General features: G+C 44.3%; 12 protein-coding genes. All 12 read left to right on the forward strand.

The window, feature by feature from the left end; genetic code table 11:
- The first annotated feature begins 21 nt into the window (after positions 1 to 21).
- The 12 genes from QT992_RS06900 (at position 22) to QT992_RS06955 (ending at position 19,507) form a co-directional block, all read left to right on the forward strand.
- The gene (locus QT992_RS06900; RefSeq protein ID WP_333336434.1) at positions 22 to 1,344 is read left to right on the forward strand and encodes a four-carbon acid sugar kinase family protein; all 1,323 of its coding nucleotides are present in this window, start codon (positions 22 to 24) and stop codon (positions 1,342 to 1,344) included.
- A gap of 568 nt (positions 1,345 to 1,912) precedes the next feature.
- Positions 1,913 to 2,599 carry a hypothetical protein gene (locus QT992_RS06905; RefSeq protein WP_333314730.1) on the forward strand — a complete coding sequence of 229 codons (687 nt, stop codon included), beginning with the start codon at positions 1,913 to 1,915 and terminating at the stop codon, positions 2,597 to 2,599.
- A 325-nt stretch (positions 2,600 to 2,924) separates the two neighbouring features.
- Positions 2,925 to 4,385, forward strand: a complete 1,461-nt coding sequence (locus QT992_RS06910; protein ID WP_333336436.1) for a hypothetical protein — start codon at positions 2,925 to 2,927, stop codon at positions 4,383 to 4,385.
- Positions 4,386 to 4,655: 270 nt separating this feature from the next.
- Positions 4,656 to 5,564, forward strand: coding sequence for a hypothetical protein (locus tag QT992_RS06915; RefSeq protein WP_333336439.1), 909 nt, complete (start codon positions 4,656 to 4,658; stop codon positions 5,562 to 5,564).
- Positions 5,521 to 5,949, forward strand: a complete 429-nt coding sequence (locus QT992_RS06920; protein WP_333336441.1) for a hypothetical protein — start codon at positions 5,521 to 5,523, stop codon at positions 5,947 to 5,949. Before QT992_RS06915 ends, QT992_RS06920 begins: the two co-directional genes overlap by 44 nt.
- A 279-nt stretch (positions 5,950 to 6,228) precedes the next feature.
- Complete coding sequence (ldpA, locus tag QT992_RS06925; protein WP_333336442.1) at positions 6,229 to 7,380, forward strand: circadian clock protein LdpA; 1,152 nt, start codon at positions 6,229 to 6,231, stop codon at positions 7,378 to 7,380.
- A 238-nt stretch (positions 7,381 to 7,618) separates the two neighbouring features.
- Complete coding sequence (locus QT992_RS06930; protein WP_333336444.1) at positions 7,619 to 9,385, forward strand: R3H domain-containing nucleic acid-binding protein; 1,767 nt, start codon at positions 7,619 to 7,621, stop codon at positions 9,383 to 9,385.
- A gap of 389 nt (positions 9,386 to 9,774) precedes the next feature.
- Positions 9,775 to 11,433, forward strand: a complete 1,659-nt coding sequence (locus QT992_RS06935) for a CheR family methyltransferase (RefSeq protein ID WP_333336446.1) — start codon at positions 9,775 to 9,777, stop codon at positions 11,431 to 11,433.
- Positions 11,434 to 11,436: 3 nt separating this feature from the next.
- Positions 11,437 to 12,567 (forward strand): chemotaxis protein CheW, encoded by a 1,131-nt coding sequence (locus tag QT992_RS06940; RefSeq protein WP_333336448.1) that lies wholly within the window; start codon positions 11,437 to 11,439, stop codon positions 12,565 to 12,567.
- A gap of 628 nt (positions 12,568 to 13,195) precedes the next feature.
- Positions 13,196 to 14,620 carry a methyl-accepting chemotaxis protein gene (locus tag QT992_RS06945; RefSeq protein ID WP_333314751.1) on the forward strand — a complete coding sequence of 475 codons (1,425 nt, stop codon included), beginning with the start codon at positions 13,196 to 13,198 and terminating at the stop codon, positions 14,618 to 14,620.
- Positions 14,621 to 14,983: 363 nt separating this feature from the next.
- A complete protein-coding gene (locus QT992_RS06950; protein WP_333314752.1) occupies positions 14,984 to 16,867 on the forward strand; it encodes a methyl-accepting chemotaxis protein in 1,884 nt (627 codons plus the stop codon).
- 147 nt (positions 16,868 to 17,014) lie between these two features.
- Positions 17,015 to 19,507 (forward strand): hybrid sensor histidine kinase/response regulator, encoded by a 2,493-nt coding sequence (locus QT992_RS06955; RefSeq protein WP_333336480.1) that lies wholly within the window; start codon positions 17,015 to 17,017, stop codon positions 19,505 to 19,507.
- Positions 19,508 to 19,521: the final 14 nt, after the last annotated feature.

Genomic DNA, 19,521 nt, shown 5'->3' on the forward strand with positions numbered 1-19,521 from the left:
GACGTTAACAACCAGGTCAGTATGTCTTCTGCCAAACCCAAGATTATAGTTCTCGACGACGATCCGACAGGTTCTCAAACCGTGCACAGTTGCTTGCTGCTGACACGTTGGGACGAAGACACCCTGCGTTTGGGGCTGCGGGACAAGTGCCCGATTTTCTTCATACTGACAAATACTCGATCGCTAACTCCCGAAAAAGCAGCCTCCGTCACCCGCGAAGTGTGCCAAAATCTAAAAAGGGCGATCGCCAGCGAAAAAATCGAAGACTTCCTAATAGTTAGCCGTTCCGATTCTACCCTGCGCGGCCACTATCCCATCGAAACCGACGCGATCGCCGAAGAACTCGGCCCCTTCGACGCCCATTTTCTAATTCCCGCCTTTTTTGAAGGAGGGAGAATTACCCGCCACAGCGTACACTACCTAATAGTTAACAGTGTCCCGACACCAGTACACCAAACCGAATTTGCCAAAGATTCAGTCTTCGGCTACAGTCACAGTTACCTGCCAGACTATGTAGAAGAAAAAACCAAAGGTCGCATCCCCGCTGATGCAGTCGATCGCATTTTACTCGGAGACATTCGCTACGGAAGTTTAGATCGACTGATGGATATGACAGACAACCAATGTGCGGTTGTTGACGGCCAAAGCCAAGGCGATTTAGACACATTTGCCAAACACATTCTCAATGCAGTCAGTCAAGGCAAAAAGTTTTTATTCCGCAGCGCGGCGAGTATTTTAACATCCTTAGCTGACCTCGGCCCGCAGCCAGTAGCAGCCGACGAAATGGCAAAATACGTCAGGGGCGGCAAACCCGGTGCAGTCATAGTTGGTTCCCACGTTAAGAAAACTACTGAACAATTGGAGCGCTTGTTAAAAGAACCCAATATAGTTAGCATTGAAATAGATGTATCTCACTTGTTAGAAGATTCACCAGAGTATCGCACCCAAATGCTCGATGAAATTCTCGAAAAAGCCCGCAATTCTCATGCCGATGGTAAAACGCCTGTAATTTATACCAGCCGCAAGGAACTCGAATTTGAAAATGCAGAAATTAGGTTAAAATTTGGAGAGGCGGTTTCTGCTTTATTGATGGATATCGTGCGGGGACTGCCTGCAGATATCGGGTTTTTGATTAGCAAGGGCGGCATTACTTCTAATGATGTTTTGAGTACAGGTTTGTCGCTGAAAAGTGTCAGGCAAATCGGTCAAATTATCGCAGGTTGTTCGGTGGTGAAAACCGAGGCTAATCATCCTCTGTTTCCCAATTTACCAGTTGTTTTGTTTCCGGGAAATGTGGGGGATAGCCATGCTTTGGCTACGGTTTACAAGCGGCTGAGCAAGTAATCAGCAAACCAATCTAAAAAAACAGAACACCCAGAACCCCGACTTCTTAGAGAAGTCGGGGTTCTAACATCGATACCAAGCTGGAGGCTTCTATTATTTTTATGACCTCAAGCCCGGTACATATCATCTTGGACTTAGATACCACATTGGCGCACAAAGAGCAACTAACATCAAAGAACAGGTATTAGAAAAAGTCTGGACTGGTTGGATAGCTATGCCTTTTGTGGACTTACACCTAGTAAATTGATGCGGAAGCTGTACCGAAGGAAGTATCTTGGCGGAAGCAGAGAATGCTGCTGTGGTTTGGTACGATGCGACATATTTGGCGGAAGCATAAACAAGTTTAATAGGTGCTATTTATTAAATTAATCGATCGGAACGCATTATCAGTAAATATGCGGTTTTCAAATTAATATGAGAGTGCAATTTACTGGTTTTATTGGAGAGGGTCAGGAAACTATCATCTAAAAAAATCAGTATTTTTACCGTTTCAACTTTGATGGAGCAGTCCTAATATATAGTCTTATAGTTAATAAATCACTTTCAGAAAGCAAGGCAGTTTGATGTGATGAAGCACTTTTCCCTATTTTTATTGGTTTTAATTATTTCTGGCTTAGTGGCATTGAGTCATGTGCCTAGAGAAGTTATGGCGATCGAAGAGGTGGAAAGTGACAAGGGATATAACTTGACATCTGCAGAAGCGACTAACAAGAATTCAGTTGAAATTAATGGCATCCGCTTTGAAATTTTGGTTTCAAATAGAGTATGGTTAATCCCTGAGAATCGACCCGATGTAAATACCTTGATTCAGCTCGGTACTCGGATTACAAACAACTCGCCTTCTCCTATTCGCTTACCTTTTTTCGATCCCCTGCTTGTAATTCCCTTAGAAATAGTGGAAGCCGATGGTAAAGTATTACAAAGCAAAGGAGGTAGAGATAGACTCCTAAACTCTCCGCAACTCGCTTGTCCCTTAATTCAACCAGGAGAACACGCAACTTTTTTCCCGGACACCAAAGTTTTTTGGCAGAACAATAGTCTGCTAATCGGAGGCTCTGACGGATTGGGGGGGTCGTGGTATTTTGACAACATAAAGCCGGGTGATTATCAAATTAGATTCAGATATATCAGTTCCCGATCAGTAAGACCGTGCTATGACCCTAAAAAAGATGAAGAACACCTAATACGAGAGATTTGGACAGGTGAAGCAACAACGCCATTTGTCAAGGTTCACCTAGTTTACCCTGGCACATAAATAGCAATTGAGACACAATTTCATATCGATTTCATATCAAGAGAGATTTTTATTCGATACCTACCCTGTTAAGGAGTTGTTAAGAAGGCGATTACATCAATACCGGATAGTTTTATTAACGTCCCCTTTACTGTTTGTGCTAACAGGTAGGGCCTGTTTCGCTTTTTCTTTCACAATGCCATCGCAAAGACCAGATTCTCTCTGTACCCAAAGCTCTGTTTATTGTTCTTCAATATCTTATACCCAGCAAGGTATTGGCACCGTAACTACTTATACAACTACTGTGTCGCAACTACCAGTGGGCGGAACGGATGCTTTTTTTAACATGCTGACCTCATCCGTTTGGGCGCAAAACGGTTGGACATTTAACAAAGCGCCATCAGTAGAATCTTTAAAAGGTCGGTTTGATATTGGGGTGTACATTCCTTTTGTTACACCCAATGTGGGAGCAGAAATACAAGTTCTTTACAACCCGGTCGTTGGTCAAGATCCAGTAGGCACTAATGTTCATTTTATTCAAAGGGTAGTTAATAATCATGCCTATATATCTACCCTTCAAGGAGTCATTAAGCAACCTTACGGAACTCCCGATAACAAAATTGACACTGTAATAGAGCAGACACAACTAAGTTTTTTAGACCCTCAAAACCCGCAAAAGCAAACATTTAACCCTTTTTACGATACCTATGGTCAAACCGTAAGATATCCAAATCAAACAATTCTTTTTCGTGATTACCCTGTTCGAGATGATATCTATAATAACAAAGTTTGGGATGCAGAACTTTACTTGGCTGAGATAAAAGATCCCCTTAATAAACCCAATGAAGTCACGATATATGATGGTATCTCATGGGGTTGGAAAAGCATATTTACTCCCCCTAAAACCACTAAAAAGTTCTCCGACAGCCTCGCCTCCGGTTTTGAAGTAGACCGTTTTAACCTTTCTGACCTTACTCCTGGTTCAAAATATATAGCCTGGACAAACAACGACCTCCCCTCAAATCGCTGCAACCCCAACACATTCTTAAGCACTGACAATGACTCAGGTTTTCAGCTAGGATTTGACGACGACAGTAGCCGTGTAGGAAATGGCTTTGCCTCCGCACTAACTGGTACTGTGGGCAGCAGTGGCAATATCAACCTCAATGTCGGTGCTGCTGGTGGAGGTGCTCGCGGTCAAGACACAGGCAATTACGAGCTTTTTGTTGATGTTTACGACCCACAAGACTCGCCAGATTTTAGCTCTGCAGCTAGCGGCGGCGGCGGCTTCGGAAAAGAAATGCGCGGCCTCACACAGCAAAACCCCATCCTTCCCAATTCTATCCAAAATGGCTGGCAAGTTTTCAACAAAGTTCCCGGCTGTCGCTGGTTTGACCCTCCAACTACTTACGGCTTTGAATTCCAATCTCTTGAAGACACTTTATTTACTGAAATTCTCGATTTTCCTGTGGGCGATGACCAGGAATTTACTGTTGCAGTAGGAGATTCGATCCTCGGTAATTTCAGTCCGGGAGATAAATTAGACTTTGTTTCTTTGTTGGGTTATCCAGTAGACAAGTTTAGAATTACTGGGATTGATTCATTATTTGGTGAGACAGCAGAAACAGCATTTCCAATTCAATTAGCTTTTCAGGAACGGGAAGGAAGTTTCAAGATGCGGCAAATTTCCAAGCCAATTGATGCGGAAGCTGTACCGGAACCTGGAAGTATTTTGGCGGCTAAGGGAATGCTGTTATGGTTCGCTGGGATGCGGCATATTTTGCGAAAAAAGCGGCAGGCTGGATAATTTTTCTAGACCCTAATATCCAGACCGGGGCGGGTTTTTGAGATTGTCAATTATTAGCAGGTATTGTTGGTGAACCCGCCCCTACAGGAATCACTATCGAATGAGCCTAATATCCAGACCGGGGCGGGTTTTTGAGATTGTCAATTATTAGCAGATATTGTTGGTGAACCCGCCCCTACAGGAATCACTATCGAATGAACTGAAGATGCTGCGATTGCTTCGATTCGCTGGCACTGACACAAAGCTCGCAATTACACAACTATATTTCAGATGAAAAATCTTTACACTTTGCTATATGCTTTCAGTCTCATTCTCATCAACCCTTGGGGAGGCAGCCGCGGCGAAATTTGGACGCAGCCTAAAGTTTTTGTTGTCCTGCTGATTGTGCTTTCAAATTTATCATTTTTATGGGAAGAAAGGAAACTTTTAACTTTTTCCCGGTCGTGGAAAGTCTGCCTGATTTTGTGGGGATTTTTTTTGACGGTGGGAGCGATTTCTACCCTCAACAGTCCTTTCCCGGAGCGTTCTTTTTGGGGACAAGACCAAATGGGAGACGGCTGGCTGTACTGGCTGTTAATTTCTATTTTTAGCCTCACCAATAGGCTGCTGTTAAAACTGCATCCAGAATTGTTTGGCTGTCAAATACGGGGTTTGCTGATAGGAGGTGCGGTTGTAGCTATTAGCGTTTTTCCGCAAGTTTTCAACTGGCAAATTGATTATACAGCAACGAACGGTCAGTCGATCGCACATGATGTTTTGGCTAGCACGATTTTTCGGGGACAGCAGCCGATCGCACTTTTCTCGCACCGCGGCCACGCAGCTATAGTATTGGCTCTGACAGCCGTTATTTGTGCGGTAGCTTGGAAGCGGAAATTAATTAGCGATCGCACTGCCACTCTCGCTTTATTTCTCATTCTCCCCGCTTTGCTATTTACCAACACTCGCACAGCAGTTTTATCTTTAATAATAGCAATATTTTACTTATTGGGACGGCAATATTACAAACAATTAATTCCCGCTCTTGCGATCGGCTTTGTGGCCATTAGTGCGATGACTTTTACGCTAACCTCTGGACTGGAATCGAGTATCTGTTGCACAAGTAATGTCCAGCCGATCGCCTTTGTGGGAAATTGCTGTGCGCGGGATTCAAAAACGACCTCTCTTTGGCTGGGGTTTTAACGGATTTGGCATCGCATATCCTTTCGTCGCCACTCCCAATAAGGTTCCTGAAATTGTGAATTTAGGTCAGTTTTCTTATGATTATATGGCCCCAAACGGACAGGTTCGCACTGAAAAAATACCGAGTTATAAAGCTCACAATTGGATTTTAGATACTGCTATTTCTACAGGCATTCTGGGACTAATCGCTGCTGTTGCTTTGTGGGGATATTGCTTGAAATGCGCGATCGTGTCGCTAAATACCGATTTATCAGCAGTGGCGATCGGCTATTTAACTTTCATTCTGCCTTGGTTTGAGTGCGCTCAATACGCGCAGGTGCTTTGGTTAGCGCTAGATGGCTCCGAATCGAGTTTTCCGAGTCCAAAACTCTCAATCCTGCAATAATAGTCGGTTTTTCTCTTGCACCCACCGCTAACAAATGATATTATTATAAGTCTGCCTGCAATTAAAACCTCAGCCAAAAATTAAAAATCGTACCCGTAACAAAAACTCTTAAAAAAATTAGATTGCCAAAAAAGTCATGCTCGATACTCCACATCTAGGGCTGACCCCCCAAGTCCCACTCCTATCGGTAGCGTTTTGATACTTGTATCTGGCTGAGTCGGAAAACTCAGTACAAATTTTTGCCTCGTAATTTTTAGCTGAAAGGATTAACATATAAGGGTGACAGAACATTATCATCCCCTAAACTCATTAAAAGATGGCCATTGGTTCAAGCTGATCTGTGGGGCGAGCTTTCAGCACCTACCGGCTGTACGGAATCTCACCTTGGCTTACACCCTAGCAGGCGCTGACTGTATCGATGTCGCGGCAGATCCCGCCGCCGTCGCCGCAGCGAAAGAAGCCCTACAAGTGGCCAGCGACTTACAGGCAAGAACTCAACACCGCAGGCTTGGCGGCAAAGGGTTGCCGTTGCTGATGGTGAGTTTAAACGATGGGGAAGACCCGCATTTTCGCAAAGCCGAATTCAACCCAGCCGATTGTCCGGCGGACTGCTGGCGGCCGTGCGAAAAAATATGTCCAGCCGAAGCAATAGTTTTTCAGAGTGCTGGCAGTGGTTTTTCCGGGGTGATAGACCAGCAATGCTATGGCTGCGGTCGCTGTCTGCCGATTTGTCCGAGCCAACTGATTTATACTCGTTCTTACGTGTCTGCTCCCGCCGCGATCGCACCTTTAATCTTGCAATCCGGTGCGGATGCCCTAGAAATCCACACGCAAGTAGGCAGAGAGGCAGATTTTGCGCGACTTTGGTCGAGCATAGCTCCCTGGGTCGCTCAACTCAAGGTAATAGCAATTAGTTGCCCCGATGGAGACGGTTTGATTGATTATTTGCGGACACTCTATCAAATAATTTCCCCCCTTCCTTGTCCCCTAATTTGGCAAACGGACGGTAGGCCAATGAGCGGAGATATCGGAACAGGAACTACTAGAGCCGCGGTCAAACTCGGTCAAAAAGTTTTGGCTGCCCAGTTGCCGGGATACGTGCAACTTGCAGGCGGCACTAATGCTCACACTGTCAGCAAGCTGAGAGCCGAGGGACTGATGAAGGATGCCGGGAAAAATTTGTCAGTTCCCCCTGTCCCATACATTGCAGGTGTAGCTTACGGCAGCTATGCCAGGGTTTTGCTATCGCCAGTTTTAGAACAATTAGAAACAATGCAGACCGATCGAGCCTATGCCGTTCCGGTGGCAGTCGCGCGGCCAGCAGCCGAAGTTCAAACATCTCGGCTACCTCAGCTCGAAGCCGTCCCAGAACTTCTCTCACAGGCCGTGAGTTTAGCTTGTTCTCTAGTTTCCCAGCTCAAAGAATTTTAGTCAGTAGTCATTAGTCATTAGTCAGTAGTTAGTGGTTATATCGCTTCCGCTTTCATCAGAATCATAATTTTCCGAGTGCGAGCGTCCCGCTCGCGAGCGGGACGCTCGCACTGAGAGAGCGTTCGGATGTAATCGGATTTGATATTACAAGTAAAAAACAACTGGCAACTGACAACTGACAACTGGCAACTGACAACTGACTAAAAAGTTGAACACGTCACCGAACACATCGAGGCGAATGCAGATTACAGACGACCTCAACAGATTATTAGACATCGTGCCAGATGAGATCCGGCAGCCCTTAGAGCAGCACCCGCAGCGCAACAATCTCATTGAGATTGTCATGGATTTGGGCCGCCAACCAGAAGCTCGTTTTCCATCCTTGGCCGAACCTCTTTCCCAAACGCCGGTTTCCAAGGCACACATCAACTATTGCATCGAGCGAGTCGGCCACTTCGGCGGCGACAACCGAGCCGGTATCGAGCAAACCCTGCACCGAATTAGCGCCCTTCGCAACCGCAGCGGCGAGATTATCGGCTTGACTTTGAGGGTGGGCCGCGCTGTGTTCGGGACGATCGGCATTATCCGCGATTTGGTGGAAACCGGTCAGTCAATTTTGATGCTCGGCCGCCCCGGTGTTGGCAAAACCACGGCCCTGCGCGAAATTGCCCGCGTGCTCGCCGATGACTTGGAAAAACGGGTGGTAATCATCGACACCTCCAACGAAATTGCCGGAGATGGAGATATCCCACACCCAGCGATCGGCAGAGCTCGCAGAATGCAAGTTTCCCGCCCCGAACTCCAGCACCAAGTCATGATCGAAGCAGTGGAAAACCATATGCCGGAAGTGATCGTGATTGACGAAATCGGCACGGAGCTCGAAGCTTTGGCGGCTCGGACGATCGCCGAAAGGGGCGTGCAGTTGGTCGGTACAGCCCACGGGAACCGGCTCGAAAACTTGATGAAAAACCCGACTCTGGCCGATTTAATTGGGGGCATCCAAGCGGTGACGCTGGGAGATGACGAAGCAAGACGGCGCGGTTCTCAAAAGACGGTTTTGGAGCGCAAATCACCGCCAACTTTTGAAATAGCCGTCGAAATGCTGGAACGCCAGCGCTGGGTAATACACGAGCGAGTTGCAGATTCGATCGACACTCTGCTGCGGGGACGCGAACCGAGCCAGCAAATCAGAAGTGTCAGCGACAGAGGAGAAGTAATTATCGAGCGCGACTCAGCCGCTCCGCCCGCCCGGTTTCCGGGGATGCCAGCTTCCGGCGGCCCCGCTGCTGTATCGGCAATCCGGCCCGTCACACCGATCTCTGGGTGGCGGAGTGCTGGCAAAATGGTGCCGATGCCCGCTCCAGGCGAGAACTTCGCTGCTAAAAGCGCGCCGGTTTCTGAGACTCGGTATTTCGAGCAACTGCTCGAAGAATCCCTGTCCGTCGAACCAGTACCCACCCCCGGACGCTATTCCCATAATGTCGGCCCTAACGGCGAAGATTTGCCCCTCCACGTTTATCCTTACGGCATACCTCGACACCAGCTCGAACAGGTGATTTCGACGCTGAATCTGCCGGTGCTGCTGACGAAGGATATTGAGAGTGCTGACGTGGTTTTGGCTTTGCGATCGAACGTTCGGAACCAGTCGAAATTGAGGCACTTGGCCAAAACTCGCCAAGTTCCCCTGCACACAATTAAGGCCGCCACTATTCCCCACGTAGCGAGAGCTTTGCGGCGCCTGTTGGACATGGATGACCCAGGTACCCCGGAAGTGGCAGACCTCGCTTTATTCGCCCGCAGCGGTTCTTCTGACGAGCTCGAAGCTCTCGAAGAAACGCGCTTAGCAGTAGAGCAAATTGTCATTCCCAAGGGACAGCCGGTGGAACTCCTGCCCCGTTCTCCCAACGTCCGCAAAATGCAGCACGAACTTGTGGAACACTATCACCTGAAATCCCACAGTTTTGGGGAAGAACCCAATCGCCGCCTGCGGATATATCCAGCTTAAAGTGGGAGGTTGATGCCTGTGAAGGCAGAAGGTGGAAGGCAGAAGGGAGAATTTTTTCCTGGCTTCTGTCTTTTACCTTTTGCCTTTTTCCTTTAAGTAGCTGACCACTTTCTGATATGATGTTGTGTGATACTGTTCTTGTTAAGGCGATCGGCTAAATTCCCAATTTCTAATTTCCAATTCCCCAATTTCCAATTACCAATACTTCGACTGCACGAGCTTACAAGTTCCCCAATTCCCAATAGTTCAGCTACGCACTTCCCTTCGGCTCCCTTTGGCTTTGCGAACGGACGAGCCGCAGGCTAGCAGCTCTGCTCAGCACAAACTCAGCAACAGCTCAGTAAAAATTCCCAATTTCCCAATTATTAAAAGAATCTACCTGAGTTGAGATGAATGATTCAATAATTCAGCTATTTATTAACTTAATTACTACTCAGATTGGTTTGCGAATTCGGTCGCAAGATCGTTCGGGTTTGTCTCACAAAATTTTGACTCGGATGAGAGCCAAAAAAATCGCCGAACCCGAAAAATATTATAAACTTTTAACTGCCAAAACTTTGGAAAGTAAAAACGAATGGACAGAATTAGTATTGCTATTGACAACAATTGAAAGTTATTTTATGCGAGATAAAGGACAGTTTGCTCTGTTAAATAGAGTAATTTTTCCTGAATTGATAGAGCAGAAAAGAAAATTGCACCAGACCTTGGGAAAGCAGCCGACACTGCGAATCTGGAGTGCGGGCTGCTCCACTGGTGAAGAACCTTATTCTTTAGCTATTGTTTTAAAACAGTTGATTCCCGATTGGGAAGAATGGAAAATATTAATTTTAGGTACAGATATCAATGAAAAAGTAATCAAAAAAGCGCCCCAGGGAGTTTACAGTCATTGGTCGTTTCGCTTGGTTGAACCGCAGATACAAAAGGAGTATTTTCATCAGAGGGAAAATGATTGGGAAATTAATCTAGAATTGCGCCAAAGTGTCAACTTTAGCTGTGTAAATTTAATCACAGATGAGTTTCCTAATATTTACCAAAATCTTTATAACATAGACTTAATTTTGTGTAGAAATGTTTTTGTGTATTTTGAACATAAGTATATTTCACTGGTACTGAAAAAATTTTCCAATACCCTGAGACCTGGAGGATATTTAATGACCGGTCACGCTGAAGTTTACGGTCAAATTATGAACGAGTTTGAACCCAAGATTTTCCCGGAGTCGGTGGTGTATCAGCGTCGGGATGCCGTACCGGAGGAAGGCGGTCAAATAGAGTCTAGGGTTGCGACGGTAGGGGAAGCCAACTCGGCATTTCGGGAATTCCCGAAAGCAGATCCTGTGGGCGATGATAGTGGTGAGTTGCTAACATGGGAAACGATGCCACCTAGTGTTACTACTAACAGCAATTTTCCAGAAATGCCGCCCGTATTAAAAATAAGTAATCCCCTGGGAGCGCGCTCTCAGGAGGACGGCTTGGCGGGCAAGGCAGTGTCAGTCTCACAGACAATAATAGCAGAAAATGGTCAAAATAAAACGCCTCAAATGCTAATTTTAGAGGCTAAAAAATCATTTAAGAATAAAAATTATGCTGAGGCGCTCAACAAGGCACAAGAGGCAATAGATTTGCAGGGACATAATTTTGAGGCTTATTATTTGATGGCTCAAGTTCAGGCAAATTCCGGCAATTATTCTCAGGCCATAGAATACTGTAATCGAGCTAGAAAAGTCGATCCGGGTTCAGTATTTACTGATTATTTACAAGCTCAAATTGCTGAAGAACAGGGGCAATTGGAAACCGCCAAGAATTTATTAAAGAGGACTATTTATATGTGCCCATCTTTTGTGTCGGCTTATATAGAACTAGGGAATATATACAATAAAGAAGGTCAAGTAAAAAGAGCTCTTAAAATGTACAATTCATCTTGTGAAATCCTGAAAGCACTACCGCCCCACACTCCCATAGATTCCCAGGGTAAAATGACAGCTAGTCAAGTGCTGATGAATGTTAAAAAAAAATTGTTAAAATTATACAGTAAAGAAACTGTACACTAAAATATGGAAACTAAACCGTATCTTATCTTTGAACAGAACGGTTTTCTCTGCGGTATAGAAGCCTGCTACGTTCGGGAAATTTTCTTTCTGCCGGAGTTGACAGCAATTGCAGAAGCACCTCAAGATATTGTTGGGGCGATCGACCTTCGGGGCGAAATTCTGCCCGTGATGGATCTGAATCTCCGTTTTGGATACGTTTGGCAAGAGTATTCTCTGACAGATAGTACGATCGTCCTAGAGTGGCAAGAATCGCAACTCGGTATAATTGTCAATCAAGTTCGCGAAGTTAAGGAAATCTCAGAAGATGCGATCGCTCCGCAGCTATCTTACGGGCGAGATAATTCAGAAGCCTCTCATCATTTTGTAGCTGGATTGGCCCGCTGCGAAGCCGATATTATCATGCTGCTGAATCTCGATTCCCTAATTAGATATTCTCCCAAAAAGTCAGAGGAAAGCTGGTCTGTTTCTCCCAGCAATGCAGGTAGTGCAGAAACAGCAGGTGAGGCAGAGACGAAAAATTTAAAGTGGCAAATAAATGGAAAATGGTTAGGCGAAAATCCTAAAATTATGAGCAAGCGGGACGTTTTTTGCCCGCACGCTACCCCGCAAGAAAAAGCTATTTTTCAATCGCGGGCTAATAATTTAAGGCGGCAAGGCGAGGGGGAAAATGGTGCTGCAATTAATATGTCTTTGGCAGTGTTTGCTTTGAATGGCGAATACTTGGGTATTCCTTTAGAGCTAGTGCGCGAATTTACTGACATTGGTCAAGTAACTCCGGTTCCTTGCACTCCCGATCGCATAGTGGGAAATATAAATTTACGGGGAGAAATTGTGACGCTAATTGATATTCGCAGTGTTTTAAATATGTCTTTAAATATGTCGGATGCTGCAAATTATCTCTCTAAGGCGATCGTTGTTGAAGTTGGGGATTTTGTCACTGGTATAGTTGTTGACGAAATATTAGATATTATATACTTAAATGTGTCGGAAATTGCGGCTGTTCCGACTGCACTGTATTCTGTCAACCGCGAATATCTCCGGGGGACAGCTATTTACGGGGAAAAAATGATGGCTATTCTGAACTTGCAAAAACTGCTGACCAAAGGAGGACTGGTGGTTGATGAGGAGGTTTGAATCAACAAGTTATCTCAATTATATCAGTTCCGGTTGCACGATCGCGATGATTGTTGACGTTTCACGGTTGACACTGGACGATTGACAGTGAGTCGAAAAGCTGAAAATGGCGCTGATATATGGAAGATACATATGGTGAGCACTTGACTCGACTTTACCACGACGATGCTAGCAGATTTTATCTTATATAGTGCGTCTAAATGAGTTGTAAAATTAAGGTATGTCCACTCCCCCCGTGCTTAAGCGGGTCGGGGTAGGCAGTCTTGTCACTAACCCTACCAATCTGCATGAATGATTTAGACTTGCTATATAGCAACCGCCAATACGGTGAGGAAGTTGTTCGGGGCCCAAATCATTGATTTTATTGCTTCTTCCTTCTTTTTAACTTGCCATTCTACTACGCTCAGGAGAGGAACCGCGACTTGCCGATCGCGCCCCGATCGTAACCGAATGGCGATCGGCTTCGCCTCCCCTGAGCTTAGTCAAAGGGAAGCGAGCCGAAGCAGCTTCTTCCTTCTTCCTTCAACATACGCTATACCAAATCCCCTCGCTTTTCAAGCCATATTGGACTAAAATTAAGGAGAAAAATATGTTTGCTAACTTAATAAAATTAAATATTAGGAAGAGAATGCTGCTTGCATATGTAGCGCCCGCAACTATATACTTGGGTTTTCCCGTGCTAGTTTATACAACCACTAATCAGGTATTGAGTAATTTTCAAGAAGTAGAAAGGATCGAAAATGTGATCAGACACACAAATAATATGTCTGCAGGTGCCGAGCAAATGGTACGGGGGTTGCGCGGCTATTTAATTAATAATAAAAATACGGACTTTTTAAATGATTTTCAAACAGGTTTAGAATTAGCACGGCAGTCGGCTAATAGTGTTGAGTCAATGATCCAAAATCCTGCACAAAAAGAACGTTTAGAGAAGATGCTACAACTCTGCAACCAATATTATGAGAGTTCTAACGAAATGATGGGTTTTTTACAACAAAATAAGAGGGCGGAAGCCGTGGCTATATTTAACACCGGAAAACAGACAAAATTTGTGAATGAATTTGTGGAAGTGAATAAGCAATTTCGCGACATTGAAGTCAATGCGATTAAGCAAGCCACCGCAAAAACGAAGGAATCTTTAGTTTTCTTGCTCTGGGCTGTGGTATTTGCTTCCGTACTTTTATTGGTGTTAGGTACTATTATAGCTGGGTTGATTTCGTCAGGAATTGCACAAACTATCGATCGGGCCATTAGCTCGATCGCCACTTCTTCCACTGAGATCGCAGCCACCGTGGAAGAACAGGAACGCATGGCAAGTCAGCAAGCAGCTTCAGTAAATGAAACTACTACTACAATGGACGAATTGGGAGCATCTTCCAGGGCGACATCACAGCAGATAGAAACAGCCGTGGTTCAAGCAATGCAAGCTTTGAATTTAGCTGGAGGTGGCACAAAAGCTGTAGAACAAACTTTAGAAGCAATGGCCACTCTAAAAACTAAAGTTCAGGATATCCAAGGACAAATTATAGAGTTGAGCGAACAAACAGATCACATTGGTAATATCTCAACTGTAGTTAGCGATTTGGCCAATCAAACTAATATGTTAGCACTCAACGCTGCTGTTGAAGCAGTGCGGGCGGGGGAACACGGCAAGGGGTTTGGCGTGGTGGCGTCAGAAATTCGCAAACTGGCCGATCGCAGTAAAAAATCGGGAGCGCAAATTAATCTATTAGTGGCTGATATTCAAAGGGCGATTAACTCAACGGTAATGGTGACAGACGAAGGAACTAAAACTGTGGAATCGGGCGTGAATATTGCCTCAGAAACCGCAGTGGCATTTGCAGGAGTTGCCAATGCCATTAACAATGTGGTTTTGAGTTCTCAGCAAATTTCGCTGAATGCCAAACAGCAAGCGATCGCGATCGAACAGGTAGTGCAAGCTATGAACTCCCTCAATCAAGCGGCAGCCCAAACCGCTTGCGGTATCAGTCAAACTAAAGTCGGCACTCAAAAATTGAATGAAGCAGCCTTAGATTTGAAAGCAGTTTTGTAGGAGATCGATGAATTATGAGTAGTTCCGAAAAAATGCCCAATATATCCTTAAAAATTAAATCAATTGCTTTGGCGATCGGCATCGCTACAATTCCCGCGATCTTAACGGGAGTAATAACTTGTTTCTGGGCAAATCAGAACCTAATCTCAAATCAGCAGTGTAGTTAGTTGTGATTGGTGAGTTATTATTGGGGAGTTGTTATTTTTTATTTACTACCAATTCCCAATTCCCTATACTTCGGCTACGCTAGCGTACAATTTTCCAATTCCCTATACTTCGGCTACGCGAGCGTACAAGTTCCCAATTCCCTATACTTAGACTATGCGAGCGTACAAGTTCCCAGTAACCAATTCCCCGTAACCAATGATGAACAAATTTTTCCAAAAAATGCAGCACCGACTGCTCCTCCTCCTAATTTTAAGTACCTTGATTCCAGTATCTCTGGTTGGTTGGTATGGCATTTCTTCTTCAACAGAAGCACTACAAAATTTAGCATTAATAACCCTTAGTGACAGTGTTAATTCCACCGCCAATCAAATGATTAACCAATTTGACAATCTGAGAGCCGATATTTTGTTTCTCCGCAAAACTCCCCCAGTTCAGGGAATGATTAGAGCGAGAGAAGGAAAGGGAGTAGACAAACAAACTAATTCAACTTATAAAGATTGGGTTTATCGAATGCAACTCACATTTTTATCGTTGATGGAAGCCAAGCCATATTATATGCAATCGCGTTACATAGATAACAGCGGTAAGGAGATCGTGCGCGTAGATTCTGACGGCACAAATCTCCAAGTTATTCCCGATTCTCAACTACAAAATAAAGCAGACGAAGATTACTTTTCGGCAACTATGAAGCTAAAATCAGGAGAAGTCTATGTGTCTTCCTTAAATCTGAATGAGGAAAGGGGGAAAATAGAAATTCCTTACAAGCCAACCATTCGCTACGCCACTCCAATTTTTAATCCCAAAGGACAAAGACAAGGCTTTATTATTACGAATGCTCTGGGTAGCACTCTGCTCGATCTGGTTAAAAATTTTAACCCTGAACTATCAGACCAATCTTTTATCTTAAATCAAGATGGGTATTATCTGGCTCATCCCAATCCTCAAAAAGCCTGGGGATTTGAACTCAAAACTAAGGAAAATGTCAAAAATGATTATTCAGGAGACATTGTTGCTAAAATACTCTCAGGTGGCAAGGGAAATATTGACAAGACGGATCTAGTGATTAGCTATAATACAGTTTTTCCCAGCCAGGAAAATAAAAATAAATTTTTAGTAATTGTGGATACTTCACCCAAAAAGTTGCTATTTTCTTCTATTGATTCTCTTCAGAAAATAGCAGCGTTTATTGCTATTGTTTCCCTGGCTGTGGTGCTGGGATTGGGATGGTTTTTTTTGCAACAGATTGTTGCTCTCATTCGGGGGTTGATTTACCAAATATCGTCATTTTCACTGCAAATAGAATCTAATATGAACCGGCAAGAGCAAATAGCCGATCGGCAATTTGTCTCTGTCAATCAAACAACTATAACTCTCGAAAATTTGGGCAGATCTTCTCAGCAAACAGCCGAGCAAGCTGAGTCTGTTGCCGCTGCCGCTCGCCAAGCTTTAAATCTCGCCGAAGAAGGTACTAAAAAGGTAGATCAAACTCTCAATCAAATGCTGAATCTTAGAGAAGCTGTGGTGGCAATTTCTAAGCAAAATCATCGACTCGACGACAGCACGAGTCAGATTGGCAATATATCGACTCTCGCAAGTTTGGTTAGCGATTTAGCCAGCCAAACTAATATGCTGGCTCTCAACGCTGCTGTTGAAGCAGTCAGAGCCGGTGAGTACGGTAAAGGTTTTGCGGTGGTAGCAAGCGAAATTCGTAAGTTAGCAGATGAAAGCCAACAAGCAGCACAAAAAATTAATGGTATTGTTCCAGAAATTAAGGGCGCGATCGACTCTACGGTGAAAGCAACTGAAGATAGTCGCAAAACGGTTGCAGAAGGGGTGAAAACAGCACAAGATACGGCAGAAGCTTTTACGGGTGTGAGGGAAGCTTGCAATCTGGTGTTTGCTAGCAACCAGCAAATTTCATTTAATGTTAAACAGCAGGCGATCGCAATTCAGCAAGTAGGTGATGCCATGAGTTCTATGAAGGAATCCGCGTCTCAAACAGTCAGCGGCATTAATCAAGTTAAAATCGGTACTCAACAACTCACAGAAGCTGCATTTAATCTTAAAGAAGTAGTGTAGTCATTAGTCATTAGTCATTAGTCATTAGTCATTAGTCATTAGTCATTAGTCATTAGTCATTAGCAATCGACTGAGTAGTCAAGATAATTATCATTACCAATTACCCACGAGCCATGCTCAATTACCTATTACTCAAAAACATATATGATGATTGAAGATCAAGAACTTCGAGATGTATTTAAAGTCGCTAGTCAAGAACACTTACAGAAACTAGATGACGGATTGCTGTACTTAGAACAACATCCAGACGACTTAGCTAAGTTAGAACAATTGTTGCGGGAAACCCATTCTCTTAAAGGTGATGCTGGGATGCTGGGAGTAAAAAATGTAGCATCTTTAGCTCATCAAATGGAGCATATTTTGGGAGGTGTCAAGCGGGGAGAAACTCCACTAAATTCAGATATTAGCGATCGGCTTTTGCAAGGTTTAGACGCCATCCGCAAACTCGTTAACGAAGCCGTTACCGGCCAAGATTCCGGCATTAATACATTTTATATCCTCGCTAGCATGATGGGTGCTTCTAGTCAGTTACAGCCACAGGCTGCCGCCTCAATCGTAGAGCCATCATCTTCACCAGTACCAGAACAACCGTTCGTAGAACCGCAATTTACTGAGCCTCCTACCCAACAACCAGAAACAAAAGTTGAAAATTCAGAAGTCGTTAACTTAGAGAATAATTCCTCTTTTTTACCCCTACAATCCCAGCCAGAATTTCCACTGCAAGCTCAAAACTTGCCTGCACCTTCTGAACCCGCCCCTGCGTCGGCCTCGCAGTCGGCAGTTACTGCATCCTCTACCTCATCTTACCGCATTGAAACCATTCGCGTTGCTACCCAAAATTTAGACGATTTAATGACTCAAGCAGGGGAACTTACTGTCACAAAAACTCGACTAGGACACCGAGTTGCAGAGATCGAACAAATTACAACTTTGTGGGAAGAGTGGAGCCGAGAATTTTTTGTAACTAGCTTGACTGTCGATCGGATGCAAATAGATGAAAACGGTATTAAAGCCAACGGTAAATTTAGCCAATTGCAGGATTACTATCACCGTACAGAAGAACGTTTGGAGCGTCTCGGAACTTTAGTCAACCGCTTGAGAAATCGAGTTTATGAAGATACTGCCAGACTCGAATTAATCGCTGAGGCATTAGAATCAGGAATTCGCACTCTGAGACTGCTGCCTTTGTCTACTATTTTTAATTTATTTCCTCGAACTGTTCGAGACTTAGCTAAACGGGAAGGGAAAGAAGTTGCATTAGTGATTGAAGGAGGCGAAACTACAGCAGACAAACGCATTTTAGAGGAAATGAAAGACCCTTTAATGCACATGATTAGAAATGCGATCGACCACGGTATTGAAACTGTTGAGGAGCGGAAAAAACTAGGTAAACCTCCCGTGGCTACTCTCCGAATTAAAGGCTATAATATGGCTAGCAATATTATTATTGAAGTGGCTGATGATGGTCGGGGACTAAATCTAGAGAGCATTAAACAAACGGCTGTAAAACGTAATATTTGTACGCTTGAACAACTGGCAGAAATGACAGAAACTCAAGTACAATCTTTAATTTTTACTCCGGGTTTTTCGACCAAAAAATTTGTTACCGAAGTTTCGGGCCGCGGGGTGGGTTTAGATGTAGTTCGCACTAATGTTGAAGCCCTAAAAGGTAGTATTCAAGTAGAGTCTTTGCCGGGCAAAGGATGCACTTTGAGGCTGCAAATCAGCACGTCTTTAGCTACAGCCAATGTATTAATTGTCGTAGTTGAAGACATTCCTTATGCTCTGCCAGTCGAGTTTGTAGACACGGCACAACAGGTCTCGCCGTCTGAGATATTTGCTATAGAAGGTAAGGAAACTATACTTTCAAAGGGTCAGCCTCTGTCAGTTGCTCACCTGACAAATTTACTAGAATTAAACAATAGACAAGGCTGGCAAAAAAATCGGTATTTGAGACAGGAAACCGGGAGCGAATTTTTGATAAAAAATCAAAAACACTTCCTAAATTCAACTTCCAAAATGCCTTGTATTGTTTTGAAAGTAGGGGAGGAAAGATTGGGATTATTTGTAGATGGTTTGATTGACGAACAGGATGTGGTGATGAAACCTCAAAGTCAATTGCTGAAACGGGTGCGAAATGTTTCGGGTGCCACAATTCTCGCTACTGGGGAAGTTTGTATGGTACTCAATCCCCACGATTTGATAAAATCTGTACGCCAGCAAGTTTCGTCTCGTGGGGTTGGGAGTGCGCGATCGCAACTTGAGACTGCCACCCGGAAACAAGTTATACTATTAGCAGAAGACTCGATCGCCACGCGCACTCAAGAAAAACGCATCCTGGAAGCTGCGGGTTACGAAGTTGTGACTGCCGTAGACGGGTTGGATGCTTTCCATAAATTGAAAACTCGCGATTTTGATGCTGTGATTTCTGACATACAAATGCCCAATTTAGACGGTTTGGCCCTGACTATTAAGATTCGGGAGCAAAAAGAATACAGTGAGTTGCCGATAATTTTAGTAACATCTTTGGCATCGGATGAAGATAAAAAAAGAGGTGCTGATGCGGGAGCAAATGCTTATATTCCTAAAGGTACTTTCAATCAAGATGTGTTGGTAGAGACACTAAAAAGGTTAGTTTAGTCATAAATCATTAC

The organism is Microcoleus sp. T3_D1, from assembly GCF_036700405.1.
In the GTDB taxonomy this organism is placed as follows: Bacteria; Cyanobacteriota; Cyanobacteriia; order Cyanobacteriales; family Microcoleaceae; genus Microcoleus.

What these genes read in the sequence shown, in the direction of transcription:
- QT992_RS06900 (WP_333336434.1), top strand. Translation starts at nt 22, where the DNA reads ATGTCTTCTGCCAAACCCAAGATTATAGTTCTCGACGACGATCCGACA.
- QT992_RS06905 (WP_333314730.1), top strand. Translation starts at nt 1,913, where the DNA reads ATGAAGCACTTTTCCCTATTTTTATTGGTTTTAATTATTTCTGGCTTA.
- QT992_RS06910 (WP_333336436.1), top strand. Translation starts at nt 2,925, where the DNA reads ATGCTGACCTCATCCGTTTGGGCGCAAAACGGTTGGACATTTAACAAA.
- QT992_RS06915 (WP_333336439.1), top strand. Translation starts at nt 4,656, where the DNA reads ATGAAAAATCTTTACACTTTGCTATATGCTTTCAGTCTCATTCTCATC.
- QT992_RS06930 (WP_333336444.1), top strand. Translation starts at nt 7,619, where the DNA reads ATGCAGATTACAGACGACCTCAACAGATTATTAGACATCGTGCCAGAT.
- QT992_RS06935 (WP_333336446.1), top strand. Translation starts at nt 9,775, where the DNA reads ATGAATGATTCAATAATTCAGCTATTTATTAACTTAATTACTACTCAG.
- QT992_RS06940 (WP_333336448.1), top strand. Translation starts at nt 11,437, where the DNA reads ATGGAAACTAAACCGTATCTTATCTTTGAACAGAACGGTTTTCTCTGC.
- QT992_RS06945 (WP_333314751.1), top strand. Translation starts at nt 13,196, where the DNA reads ATGCTGCTTGCATATGTAGCGCCCGCAACTATATACTTGGGTTTTCCC.
- QT992_RS06950 (WP_333314752.1), top strand. Translation starts at nt 14,984, where the DNA reads ATGATGAACAAATTTTTCCAAAAAATGCAGCACCGACTGCTCCTCCTC.
- QT992_RS06955 (WP_333336480.1), top strand. Translation starts at nt 17,015, where the DNA reads ATGATTGAAGATCAAGAACTTCGAGATGTATTTAAAGTCGCTAGTCAA.